This is a genomic window from Allobosea sp. (genome assembly GCF_030694325.1).
Lineage (GTDB): Bacteria > Pseudomonadota > Alphaproteobacteria > Rhizobiales > Beijerinckiaceae > Allobosea.
In genome coordinates this window covers 1-11441 of sequence record NZ_JAUXYO010000221.1, presented here as the reverse complement: position 1 = coordinate 11441, position 11441 = coordinate 1, and the positions used below count along the sequence as shown (strand labels likewise).

Genomic DNA, 11441 nt, shown 5'->3' with positions numbered 1-11441 from the left:
CGAGCAGGCCAAAAGTCCTTTTCGTGATCGTCAAGGTTGTCTCTCCCGTTATTGGTTCGCCGGACTTTTTTCCGGTCGTTCTTGTCCCGTGATGGGAGCCCAGCCGGCGGTGGCCGGCAGGGCGGTCTCGGCTTGAGAACTGGCGGTCTCGTCTAGAGAAATTCGCTGCGCATCGGCGTGAAGGAATCGATCAGCTGGCCGGCCTCGACCGCGGTGACGCCGTGGACGAGGTCGGCCGGGACGAAGAAGGTGTCGCCGGCCGACAGCCGCTGGGTCTGTCCGTCGATGGTGACGTCGAAGACGCCGCTCTCGACATAGCACGCCTGCCGGTGCGGGTGCTGGTGCGCCTTGCCCACCGCGCCGGCTTCGAAGACCACCCGCACGACCATCAGATCGGGCCCATAGGCCATGATCTTGCGCTTGACGCCGGGCTCGGTCGGCTCCCAGGCGATGTCGGATGCCAGCTGGAAAAAGGAATTCAGACGATCGGTCATCGTGCGAGCCAGCCTCCGTCGACGGGGATGATGGCGCCGTGCATGTAGGCGCTCGCGTCGCTGGCGAGGAACACGGCGGCGCCGCCGATATCCGAGGGCTTGCCCCAGCGGCCGGCAGGAATGCGCGCGAGGATCGCCTGGTTGCGGTCTGCGTCGGCGCGCAGGGCCTGCGTGTTGTTGCTCTCGATATAGCCGGGCGCGATGGCGTTGACGTTGATGCCCTTCTGCGCCCATTCGCAGGCGAGAAGCTTGGTCAGGCCGGCGAGGCCGCTCTTGCTGGCGGTGTAGGAGGCGACGCGGATTCCGCCCTGGAAGGACAGCAGCGAGGCGATGTTGACGATGCGGGCGCCGCGCCCGGCCTCGACAGCCGATTTCGCGAAGGCCTGCGCCAGGAAGAAGGTCGCCTTGAGGTTGACGTTGATCACCTCGTCCCAGTCGCTCTCGCTGAAGTCGAGCGCGTCGGCCCGGCGAATGATGCCGGCATTGTTGACGAGGATGTCGAGCGGGCCGGCGAGAGCTTCAGCCTGAGCGATGACGCGCGGCGCGATCTCCCTTTCCTGCAGATCGACCTTGAGGGCATGAGCGGTTCCGCCGGCTTCCGCGATCAGTGCCAGCGTCTCGCTCAGGTCCGAGCGCCCGGCGGCCACCACCGTGGCGCCGGCCTGCGCCAGAGCCAGCGCAATGCCCTGGCCGATGCCGGTATTGGCGCCGGTGACCAGGGCCTTGCGGCCGGTGAGGTCGAAGGGCGAGGCCATCAGCGTAAGCTGTCCACGGGGGCGGGGTCCATGTCGGTGAACTCGACATTGTCGCCGGCCATCGCCCAGACGAAGGCGTAGTTCGAGGTGCCGCAGCCGCAATGGATCGACCAGTTCGGCGAGATCACCGCCTGCTCATTGGCGACGAGGAGGTGGCGGGTCTGGGTCGGTTCGCCCATGAAGTGGAAGACGCGGTGGGCCGGGTCGAGGTTGAAGTAGAGATAGGCTTCCATCCGCCGCGTATGGGTGTGGCAGGGCATGGAGTTCCAGACCGAGCCGGGCTCCAGCGCCGTCATCCCCATCACCAGCTGGTTGGTGCCGGTGGTGTTGGGCATGATGTATTGCCGGATGGTGCGCTTGTTGGAGGTCTCCGACGAGCCGAGATGGATCGTGTTGGCGTCCTCCTTGCGGATCAGCTGGTGGCGTGCCTCGCGATGGGCGGGCGCGCTGGTCAGGTAGAACTTGGCCGGGTTGGCTGCGTCGGCGCTGGCGAAGGAGACGTCCCTGGCGCCCAGCCCGACATAAAACGCGTCGAGATTCGGCAGATCGAAGGCCTGGCCGTCGACGGTGACGCGGCCGGCCCCGCCGATGTTGATGACGCCGAGCTCGCGCCGCGCCAGCAAGAAGGGCGTGCCGGTCGGCGGATAGGGCTCAAGCTTCAGTGGCTGTGCCGTCGGGGTCGCGCCGCCGACGATCATGCGGTCGTAATGGCTGTAGGTCAGCGTGATCTCACCGGGGACGAAGATGCGTTCGATCAGGAAATCCGCGCGCAGGGTCTCGGTGTCGTAGCCCTTCACGTCGCGCGGATGGGCGGCCTGGCGTTCGTCGATCATCAGATGGTCTCCATCGTCATTGCGAGGAGCGCAGCGACGAAGCAATCCAGGGAGGCGTCGAGCACGCGGCTCTGGCTTGCTTCGCTGCGCTCGCAATGACGGAGTTGGTGGGCGGCGACGGGGCTCACAGCTTGTAAGCCTCCTTGGCCAGGCGGTAGGCGAGGTCATGGGCGACCTCGGCTGCCTCGTCCTCGTCGAGACGGTGCTCGGCGACGAGCTTGGCGAGATAGGTGCAGTCGCAGCGGCGGGCGACGTCGTGGCGCGCAGGGATCGAAAGATAGGCGCGGGTGTCGTCGTTGAAGCCGACGGTGTTGTAGAAGCCTGCCGTCTCCGTCGTCAGTTCGCGGAAGCGCAGCATGGCCTCGGGCGCATCGAGGAACCACCAGCCCGGCCCGAGCTTCAGCGCGGGATAGTGGCCGGCGAGCGGCGCGAGTTCGCGCGAATAGGTGGTCTCGTCGAGCGTGAAGGCGATCACGGTCAGGTTGCGCTCGTTGCCGACCGCATCGAGCAGGGGTTTCAGGGCAGCGACATATTCCATCCGGACGGGAATGTCGGCGCCCATGTCCCGGCCGAAGCGCTCGAACAGGCGCGGATTGTGGTTGCGCGAGGAGCCGGGATGGATCTGCAGGACGAGCCCGTCATCGAGGCTCATCTTCGCCATCTCTGTCAGCATCTGGCCGCGGAAAAGATCAGCCTCCTCGGCCGAGACCTTGCCGGCGACGACCTTGGCGAACAGCGCCTCGGCGTCCGTCTTGGACAGGTTCGCCGTGCGGGCCGTGGCGTGGCCATGGTCGGAGGAGGTCGCGCCGCGCTGGCGGAAATAGTCGCGGCGCTGGCGATGGGCGGCGAGATAGCCGCTCCAGCTCATGACGTCTTCGCCTGTCAGGGCGCCGAACTGCTCGAGATTTCCGGCGAAGCCCTCGAACTCCGGATCGACGACGCTGTCGGGCCGATAGGCGGTGACGACCTTGCCGCTCCAGCCCGAGGCCCTGATCATGTCGTGCCACTTCAGATCGTCGAGCGCGCCTTCCGTGGTCGAGATCGCTTCGATCCCGAAGCGGTCGAACAGCGCACGCGGGCGATACTCCGGCTCCTGCAGCTTTTCGGCGATGCGGTCATAGAGGCGCTCGGCATTGTCGCTCGACAGGCGCTCGTTGATGCCGAAGACGCTGGACAGCGCGTGCTCGAACCAGAGCCGGCTCGGCGTACCCCGGAACAGATGCCAATGGCTGGCGAAGAGCTTCCAGATCGCGCGCGGGTCGCTCTCGACTTTCGCTCCGTCCTTGCGCGGGATGCCGAGCATCTCAAGCGGCACGCCCTGCGAGTAGAGCATCCGGAAGATGTAATGGTCCGGCTTCACCAGCAGCGTCGAGGGATCTGCGAAGGGCTGGTCCTCCGCGAACCAGCGCGGATCGGTATGGCCATGCGGCGAGATGATCGGCAGGTCGCGGATGGTCGCATAGAGCCGCCGCGCGATGCCGCGCGTGACAGGGTCGGCGGGAAACAGGCGATCATCGTGCAGCAACATCTGGTCCGGACGCTCCCATCGGATCAACCGGCGGACCATAGGCGCGACTGCGCGGATCGGTCAATATACTAATATACTAGTACGTCACCCGCGCCCGTGCTATCCGCCGAAGGGCGCCGTCGCCATGCGGCCGGCGCGTCCTCCGGCAGGGCCGCCCGGCCCACCGGCCCAATGAGGCAAGGCGATGTCGCAGGTCACGCTCCCGCCCAAAGTCAGTGCCGATCCCGTGCGCCGCGAGAGGCGGCGCCAGCCGCTGGGCGCCCTCCCGGCCGGACGCTCGACGGCGGCCTCGATGGTGCAGGACGAGCTGAGGCGCGCGATCCTAGCCATGGAAATCGTGCCCGGCGCGGCGCTGGTCGAGAAGGAGCTGACCGCGCATTTCGGCATGAGCCGGACACCGGTTCGCGAGGCGCTGATCCGGCAGATGGAGGAGGGCATCTTCGAGATCTTACCGCAGGCCGGAACCTTCGTCGCGCGAATCCCGAGCGAGGCGATCCCCGAGGCGGTGTTCATCCGGCAGGCGCTCGAATGTGCGACGGTGGATCTCGTGGCGCGGATCGCGACGCCCGAGGCGATCAGCCGGCTCGACGCCACGATCGCACGCCAGCACGAGGCTTTCGAGGCGGGCGACCAGGAGAGTTTTCATCGCGCGGACGAGGACTTCCACGAGGACCTGGCTCTCGTCGCAGGCTATCCCGGCATCTGGAAGATCGCGCATGCGGCCAAGAGCCAGATCGACCGCTGCCGGCGGATGACGCTGCCGGTGCCGGGGCGCATGGCGATGGTGATCCGCGAGCATCTCTCGATCGTCGATGCGGTCCGCCGTCATGACGGCCCGGCCGCGGTCGCCGCGATGCGCAAGCATCTGGGCACGCTGCTGCCAGACCTGGTGCATCTGAAGGCGGAGCATCCCGACTATTTCGCTTGAGGGCCGATCCGGCGCGGCGTTTGCTTGCGGCGTGATGCGGCCAGGTCCGGCGCGGGTTGCGCCCCGCAGGGCGGCCGTGTCCATCAGCCGTGCCATGGATGATGGCTCTGCTGCGCCCTGCCTGCCGAGGATGATGCCGATGTCCAGCCCCGCCGATCTCAGCGCCGCCGAACTGCTGGACGCCTACCGCGCCCGGACCCTTTCACCCGTCGAGGCGGTGGCGGCGGTGATCACCCGGATCGAGCAGTGGGAGCCGCGGATCAGCGCGCTCTACGCCTATGATCCCGAGGCGGCCATGCGGGCGGCGAAGGAATCCGAGGCCCGCTGGATGAAGGGCGAGCCGCTGCCGCTCGACGGCGTGCCGGGCACGATCAAGGAGAACATCGCGACCAAGGGTACGCCCATGCCGATCGGCACCGCCGCGCGCGACCTGTCGCCGATGGTGGAGGATGCTCCCGTCGCCGCGAGGCTGGGGGAGGCGGGCTTCGTCATGGTGGCGAAGACGACGATGCCGGATTACGGCATGCTGTCCTCCGGCTTGTCGAGCTTCCACGATCTCGCCCGCAACCCCTGGGACATCACGAAGAATTCCGGCGGCTCCTCAGCCGGAGCGGGTGCGGCGGGCGCCGCCGGCTACGGTCCGTTGCATGTCGGCACCGATATCGGCGGGTCGATCCGCCTGCCGGCCGGCTGGTGCGGGCTGGTCGGGCTGAAGCCGAGCTTCGGCCGAGTGCCGATCGACCCGAGCTATTATGGCCGCGTCGCCGGCCCGATGACGCGGACGGTCACGGATGCGGCGCTGATGATGCGCGAGATCGCGAAGCCCGACGCGCGCGACGGCATGAGCCTGCCGCCGCAGGAGATCGACTGGCTGTCGCTCGATCTGGATGTGAAGGGGCTGCGGATCGGCCTCCAGCTCGATCCGGGTATCGGCATCCCCGTCGAGCCGGAGACCAAGGCGGCCATCGAGGCGGCGGGCAAAGCCTTCGCCGCGGCCGGCGCGATCGTCGAAAAGGCGCCGGCCTTCATGACGCGGGCGATGCTGGACGGGCTCGACGATTTCTGGAGCCAGCGCGCCTGGGCCGATATCGGCGCGCTCTCGCCGGACAAGCAGGCCAAGGTGCTCCCCTACATCTTCGCCTGGGCAAAACGGGGCGACGGCCTTTCGGGCGAACGCGTCTATCGTGGGATGAGCCAGATGCTGGCGATCAAGGATGCGGCGCTCAGGCAGAGCGCGCCCTTCGATTTCGTGCTGTCGCCGGTCGCGCCGGTGCCGAGCTACGCCGCCGAACTCGCCTCGCCCCTCCACGATCCGGACCGGCCCTTCGAACACATCGTCTTCACCCTGCCGGCCAACATGTCCGACCAGCCCTCCATCGCCGTGCCCGCGGCCATGACCGCGGGCGGATTGCCGATCGGGCTGCAGATCACCGGGCGGCGCTTCGACGATCTCGGCGTGCTGCGGCTGGCACGGGCCTGGGAAAGGCTGCGCCCGCCGCTGCCCGCCTATCCGGCCGCCGCGGGCTGAGTCCCGGTGGCCTCAGCGACCCGCCTGGGGGTGGGCGGCGTCGTAGGCCGCCATCAGCCGGGCGGAATCGACGCGGGTGTAGATCTGCGTCGTGGAGAGCGAGGCGTGGCCGAGCAATTCCTGGATGGCCCGGAGATCGCCGCCGCGGCCGAGCAGATGGGTGGCGAAGGAATGCCGCAGCGCATGCGGCGTGGCTGAATCGGGCAGGCCGAGGGCGCCGCGCAGGCTCTCGACTGTGAGCTGGATGATGCGCGGCGAGAGCGGGCCGCCCTTGGCGCCGAGGAAGAGCGGCCCTTCCGGCGGCAGCGGCCAGGGACACGAAGCGAGATAGGCGGCGATGGTGTCGACGACCACGGGCAGGACCGGGACCATGCGGGTCTTGCTGCCCTTGCCGATCACGGTGAGCGTATCGCCGGCGCTGGCGGGCGCCTGGGCGCGGGTCAGCGACAGCGCCTCCGAGATGCGCAGGCCGCAGCCATAGAGCAGCGACAGCACGGCGGCGTCGCGGGCGAGGATCCAGGGATCGCGGACATCGCCGGCCCGCGTCTCGGTCTTGGTCACGGCACGCGCGGCCCGCGCCTCCAGCGGGCGGGGCAGGGCCTTGCCGATGCGCGGGCCGCGTGTCGCGGCGAAGGCGGCGGCGGTCAGCCTGCCCGTGCGCTCGCCGAAGCGGGCAAAGGAGCGCAGCGCCGCGAGCTGGCGCATCAGCGTGCGGTTGCCGACCTCCTCGCGCCGGCGGCGGCCGAGAAAGGCGCGCAAATCCGCTGGTTTGAGCGCGGCAATGTCGGCCACGGTTGCGGGCCCGCCGAGATGCTCGGTCAGGAAGGCCGCGAACTGGCGCAGATCGCGGGAATAGGCTTCCAATGTCTTGGGCGAGAGCCGGCGTTCATGCGCGAGATGGTCGAGCCAGGCGCGGGCGAGGGTGTCGAAATCGGTCATGGAGCAGCCTGTGCCTCGGGTCGGCCCGGAGCATGACGGCGCAACCTTAACGCCTCGCGAAGCGGCGGCCTCAGCGCTTCGGGCAGGCAAAGGGCATGAAGGTGCTGGCCATGCCCTGATTCATCCCCATGACGACCATGATGTTCGCAAGGTTGAGCTCCTCGGCGCTGCGCGGGCAGACCTCGCCCTTGATGCTGCAACCGGAGGCGAGAAAGGCTTCGTGGGAGTCGAGGAACTCCTGACCCAGCCCTTTCCGCCCCAGCTTCGACAGCGCGTCCCCGTAGGCCTTGGTGTAGCGCTCGCATTTGATCGCCGGCCAGTTCTCGGGCGGCTTCGGCTGCGCTTGCCCGGGAAGCGCCGAGGTGGCGAGCAGGGCGGCGCCGAAGAGGGCGACGGTCGAGCGGCGGGAGGCAAACGGCATGGGTGGGCTCGGATCTTTCGGCCGGGAGAGCGGCAGACATCATGCGATCGCGGCCCCGGTAAGGCAGGCGGTTGTCGCCATGGCGGGCAGGGGCTAGGCACGGGCGATGAGCGGCGAAGCGGAGCGGGCGGAGGATGGCGGCACGGTCGAGGTGCTGATCCCGCTTGGGCTCGATCAGGCCTACAGCTATGCCGTGCCGCCTGGCCTTTCACTCGCGCCGGGCGACGTCGTGCAGGTGCCGCTCGGGCCACGCCAGACGGTCGGTGTCGTCTGGGAGCGCGGCGCTGGTCGCGGCGGCAATCTCAAGGCGGTGACGGCCAGGCTCGACATGCCGCCGCTGGACGGCGCGCTGATGAAGCTGGTCGACTGGGTCGCCTGGTACACGCTCGCCCCCAAGGGATCCGTGCTGGCGCTGGCGCTCCGGCGACCGCCCGAGGACGGGCCCGAGCGCCCGAAGCTCGGCATCCGACTCGTGGGCGCGCCCCCGGCGCGGATGACGCCGGCGCGGGCTCGGGCGATTGCAGCCGCCGAAGGCGGGCTGCTGACCGCCAAGAGCGCGCTCGCCGAAGCGGCTTCGGTCAGCTCGGCGGTGATCGATTCCCTCGTCGATGCCGGGACCTTCGCGGTCGAGCCGCTGCCGCGCGAAGCGGTGGCGGCCATGCCCGATCCCGACCATGCCCGCCCGGCCCTGTCGGAGGATCAAGCCGCCGCGGCGGAGGCGCTGGTCGCCTCGGTCAGGGCCGCGACCTATGGGGTGACCCTGCTGGAAGGCGTGACCGGTTCCGGCAAGACGGAGGTCTATTTCGAGGCCGTGGCCGAGGCCATCCGCCTCGGGCGCCAGAGCCTGATCCTGATGCCCGAGATCGCGCTCACCGCGCAGTTCATCGACCGGTTCGAGGCGCGCTTCGGGGTCCGGCCCGGGCTGTGGCATTCGGCCGTGACCGGGCGCCGGCGCGAGCGGCTGCAGGCGGCGATCGCCAGCGGCGAGGCGAAGGTGGTGGCGGGCGCGCGCTCGGCGCTGTTCCTGCCCTACAAGGACCTCGGCCTGCTCGTGGTCGATGAGGAGCACGAGGCCGCCTACAAGCAGGAGGACGGCGTCGCCTATCACGCCCGCGACATGGCGGTGGTGCGCGGCCGCATCGAGAACGCAGCCGTCATCCTGACCTCTGCGACGCCCTCGCTGGAAACCCGCGTCAATGCCGAGCGTGGGCGCTACACCCATCTCAAGCTGCCCGAGCGCTTCGGCGGGCGCACCCTTCCGACGCTGGGGCTGGTCGATCTGCGTCAGGACAAGCCCCCTCGCGGGCGCTGGATCTCGGACACGCTGGCGAAGGCGATGACCGCCAATCTGGAGGCCGGCGAGCAGTCGCTGCTGTTTTTGAACCGGCGCGGCTATGCGCCGCTGACGCTGTGCCGCGATTGCGGGCACCGCTTTCAGTGCCCGAACTGTTCGGCCTGGCTGGTCGATCATCGCTTCCGCCGTGCGCTGGTCTGCCATCATTGCGGGCATGTCGAGCGCCGGCCGCATGAATGCCCGCAATGCCATGCGCAGGACAGTCTGAGCGCCTGCGGCCCGGGCGTGGAGCGCCTGGCCGAGGAGGTCGCGACGCTGTTCCCGCAGGCGCGGGGCATCGTCCTGTCGAGCGATTTTCCCGGCGGCACCGAGCGGCTGAAGACCGAGTTGATGGCCGTGGCGTCGTGCGAGTTCGACATCGTCATCGGCACGCAGCTCGTCGCCAAGGGGCACAACTTCCCGGGCATGACGCTGGTCGGCGTGATCGATGCCGATCTCGGCCTGACCTCGGGCGATCCGCGCGCGGCGGAGCGGACCTTCCAGGTGCTGCGGCAGGTGACCGGCCGGGCGGGCCGCGGCGAAAGGCCTGGCCGGGCGCTTTTGCAGACGCATGACCCGGCCCATCCGGTCCTCAAGGCGCTGATCTCCGGCGATCCGGAGCGGTTTTATGCCGCAGAGACGGCGTCGCGCGAGGCGGCAGGCCTGCCGCCCTTCGGGCGGCTGGCAGCGCTGATCATCTCGGCCAACAACCAGGCGGAGGCAGAGGCGCATGCCCGGGCGCTGGCGCGCTGCGCCGAGCCGCCCGACGGTGTCGTCGTGCTCGGCCCGGCCGAGGCACCGCTCGCCGTGCTGCGCGGGCGCCACCGCATGCGGCTGATCGTCCGGACGGGGCGCGACGTGAACCTGCAGGACTATCTGCGCGCCTGGCTGAGGCGGGCGGGCAAGCCCAAGGGCTCGGTGCGGGTGGCGGTCGACGTCGATCCGCAGAGTTTCCTCTGAGGCGGCGAGCCTGGCGAGGGTTCCGTCCGGCGGCGGCGGAAAAGACAGGCGGAACCGCGCCTTCTATCGGCATCAACGGATTGCGCGCCCCAAAACCACATGCTAGTGCACCGCCACATTTAGGTCGCGGAGCCGTCTTGCCGGCCTCACGTCCGTGATACATCGCAGCGCCGGGACCTTGCACTCCGCCTTCGTCAGAAGGCCGCCGGGGCGGTCCCATGAAACGAGAGATTTGACGCGTGGCTGAAGGCGGATCGCAAGGATCACTGGTTTCGGGCGTGGCCGGTCGCTACGCCACGGCCCTGTTCGAGCTGGCCAGCGAGGCCAATGCCATCGATGCCGTCAACGCCGATCTCGACAGCTTCTCGGCAATGCTGGCCGAAAGCGAGGATCTGCGGCGCCTCGTCGGCAGCCCCGCCTTCTCGGCCGAGGAGCAGACCGGCGCGATCAAGGCCGTGCTCGCCAAGGCCGGCCTGACCGGTCTGGCCGGCAATTTCATCGGCCTCGTCGCCAGCAAGCGCCGCCTGTTCGCGCTGCCCGGCATGATCGCCGCCTACAAGGCGCTCGTCGCCGAGGCCAAGGGCATCGTCAGCGCCGAGGTCACGCTGGCCGAGACGCCGGCGCCCAAGCGCGTCGACGAGATCCGGGCCGCGCTCGCTGCCGTCGCCGGCAAGGATGTCGATGTCGCGATCAAGATCGATCCGTCGCTGATCGGCGGGCTCGTCGTGAAGATGGGCTCCCGGATGGTCGACGCCTCGCTGAAAACCAAGCTCAATTCAATTCGTCTTGCCATGAAAGAGGTCGGCTGATGGAAATCCGCCCCGCTGAAATCTCCGCGATCCTGAAGGCCCAGATTTCGAATTTCGGGTCCGAAGCCTCCGTCACCGAGGTCGGCCAGGTTCTCTCCGTCGGCGACGGCATCGCCCGCGTCTACGGCCTCGACAAGGTCCAGGCCGGTGAGATGGTCGAGTTCGAGAGCGGCGTGCGCGGCATGGCGCTCAACCTCGAGAGCGACAATGTCGGCGTCGTGATCTTCGGCTCCGACCGCGAGATCAAGGAAGGCCAGACGGTCAAGCGCACCGGCGCCATCGTCGACGTGCCGGTCGGCAAGGAGCTGCTCGGCCGCGTCGTCGACGCGCTCGGCAACCCGATCGACGGCAAGGGCCCGATCAAGGCGACCCAGCGCGCCCGCGTCGACGTCAAGGCACCCGGCATCATCCCGCGCAAGTCGGTGCACGAGCCGATGGCGACCGGCCTGAAGGCGATCGACGCCCTGATCCCGATCGGTCGCGGCCAGCGCGAGCTGATCATCGGCGATCGCCAGACCGGCAAGACCGCCGTGGCGCTCGACACGATCCTGAACCAGAAGGCCAACAACGAAGGCACGGACGAGAGCCAGAAGCTCTACTGCGTCTATGTCGCGATCGGCCAGAAGCGCTCGACCGTCGCCCAGTTCGTGAAGGTGCTCGAGGAGCGCGGCGCGCTGGAGTACTCGATCGTGATCGCGGCGACCGCCTCGGACGCCGCCCCGATGCAGTTCCTGGCGCCCTTCGCCGGCTGCGCCATGGGCGAGTATTTCCGCGACAACGGCATGCACGCCGTCATCATCTATGACGATCTCTCCAAGCAGGCCGTCGCCTACCGCCAGATGTCGCTGCTGCTGCGCCGCCCGCCGGGCCGCGAAGCCTATCCTGGCGACGTGTTCTACCTGCATTCGCGCCT

The 11441-nt window shown here is 68.8% G+C and carries 11 protein-coding genes; 5 read left to right on the top strand and 6 right to left on the bottom strand.

Annotated features, from left to right (window positions below; genetic code table 11):
* Window positions 1-152: 152 nt before the first annotated feature.
* The 4 genes from Q8M82_RS14760 to uxaC all read right to left on the bottom strand — a co-directional run bounded on the left by Q8M82_RS14760 (window position 153) and on the right by uxaC (window position 3610).
* Window positions 153-494, bottom strand: a complete 342-nt coding sequence (locus Q8M82_RS14760) for a cupin domain-containing protein (protein WP_305692095.1) — start codon at window positions 492-494, stop codon at window positions 153-155.
* Window positions 491-1249 (bottom strand): 2-dehydro-3-deoxy-D-gluconate 5-dehydrogenase KduD, encoded by a 759-nt coding sequence (kduD, locus tag Q8M82_RS14755; RefSeq protein WP_305692094.1) that lies wholly within the window; start codon window positions 1247-1249, stop codon window positions 491-493. The genes Q8M82_RS14760 and kduD overlap by 4 nt, the downstream gene beginning before the upstream one ends.
* Window positions 1249-2085: a 5-dehydro-4-deoxy-D-glucuronate isomerase gene (kduI, locus tag Q8M82_RS14750; protein WP_305692096.1), complete on the bottom strand. Its 837-nt coding sequence runs from the start codon at window positions 2083-2085 to the stop codon at window positions 1249-1251. Before kduI ends, kduD begins: the two co-directional genes overlap by 1 nt.
* 121 nt (window positions 2086-2206) lie before the next feature.
* Window positions 2207-3610, bottom strand: coding sequence for a glucuronate isomerase (gene uxaC / locus Q8M82_RS14745; RefSeq protein ID WP_305692093.1), 1404 nt, complete (start codon window positions 3608-3610; stop codon window positions 2207-2209).
* A gap of 184 nt (window positions 3611-3794) precedes the next feature.
* Between uxaC and Q8M82_RS14740 the strand changes: the two genes are divergently transcribed.
* Together Q8M82_RS14740 and Q8M82_RS14735 are read left to right on the top strand one after the other, a co-directional pair.
* Window positions 3795-4538 (top strand): GntR family transcriptional regulator, encoded by a 744-nt coding sequence (locus tag Q8M82_RS14740; protein ID WP_305692092.1) that lies wholly within the window; start codon window positions 3795-3797, stop codon window positions 4536-4538.
* 139 nt (window positions 4539-4677) lie between these two features.
* Window positions 4678-6066, top strand: coding sequence for an amidase (locus Q8M82_RS14735; RefSeq protein ID WP_305692091.1), 1389 nt, complete (start codon window positions 4678-4680; stop codon window positions 6064-6066).
* Between the two features lie 12 nt (window positions 6067-6078).
* On the opposite strand, the gene Q8M82_RS14730 is transcribed toward Q8M82_RS14735, so the two are convergent.
* Together Q8M82_RS14730 and Q8M82_RS14725 are read right to left on the bottom strand one after the other, a co-directional pair.
* A complete protein-coding gene (locus tag Q8M82_RS14730) occupies window positions 6079-7005 on the bottom strand; it encodes a tyrosine recombinase XerC (protein ID WP_305692090.1) in 927 nt (308 codons plus the stop codon).
* Between the two features lie 70 nt (window positions 7006-7075).
* Entirely contained in the window at window positions 7076-7426 is a 351-nt protein-coding gene (locus tag Q8M82_RS14725) for a hypothetical protein (protein WP_305692089.1), read from the bottom strand.
* A gap of 106 nt (window positions 7427-7532) precedes the next feature.
* Here Q8M82_RS14725 and Q8M82_RS14720 point away from each other — a divergent pair, with 106 nt between their 5' ends.
* The 3 genes from Q8M82_RS14720 to atpA all read left to right on the top strand — a co-directional run.
* Window positions 7533-9719 (top strand): primosomal protein N', encoded by a 2187-nt coding sequence (locus Q8M82_RS14720; protein WP_305692088.1) that lies wholly within the window; start codon window positions 7533-7535, stop codon window positions 9717-9719.
* A 239-nt stretch (window positions 9720-9958) separates the two neighbouring features.
* Window positions 9959-10528: a F0F1 ATP synthase subunit delta gene (locus Q8M82_RS14715; protein WP_305692087.1), complete on the top strand. Its 570-nt coding sequence runs from the start codon at window positions 9959-9961 to the stop codon at window positions 10526-10528.
* A partial coding sequence (gene atpA, locus Q8M82_RS14710) for a F0F1 ATP synthase subunit alpha (RefSeq protein ID WP_305692086.1) occupies window positions 10528-11441 on the top strand: 914 nt, incomplete at its 3' end. The genes Q8M82_RS14715 and atpA, both read left to right, overlap by 1 nt.

Bases quoted from the DNA above. Each gene is read 5' to 3' on its own strand.
- kduD (WP_305692094.1), bottom strand. From the start codon at position 1,249: ATGGCCTCGCCCTTCGACCTCACCGGCCGCAAGGCCCTGGTCACCGGC.
- Q8M82_RS14760 (WP_305692095.1), bottom strand. From the start codon at position 494: ATGACCGATCGTCTGAATTCCTTTTTCCAGCTGGCATCCGACATCGCC.
- Q8M82_RS14720 (WP_305692088.1), top strand. From the start codon at position 7,533: ATGAGCGGCGAAGCGGAGCGGGCGGAGGATGGCGGCACGGTCGAGGTG.
- uxaC (WP_305692093.1), bottom strand. From the start codon at position 3,610: ATGTTGCTGCACGATGATCGCCTGTTTCCCGCCGACCCTGTCACGCGC.
- Q8M82_RS14735 (WP_305692091.1), top strand. From the start codon at position 4,678: ATGTCCAGCCCCGCCGATCTCAGCGCCGCCGAACTGCTGGACGCCTAC.
- Q8M82_RS14730 (WP_305692090.1), bottom strand. From the start codon at position 7,005: ATGACCGATTTCGACACCCTCGCCCGCGCCTGGCTCGACCATCTCGCG.
- Q8M82_RS14740 (WP_305692092.1), top strand. From the start codon at position 3,795: ATGTCGCAGGTCACGCTCCCGCCCAAAGTCAGTGCCGATCCCGTGCGC.
- Q8M82_RS14725 (WP_305692089.1), bottom strand. From the start codon at position 7,426: ATGCCGTTTGCCTCCCGCCGCTCGACCGTCGCCCTCTTCGGCGCCGCC.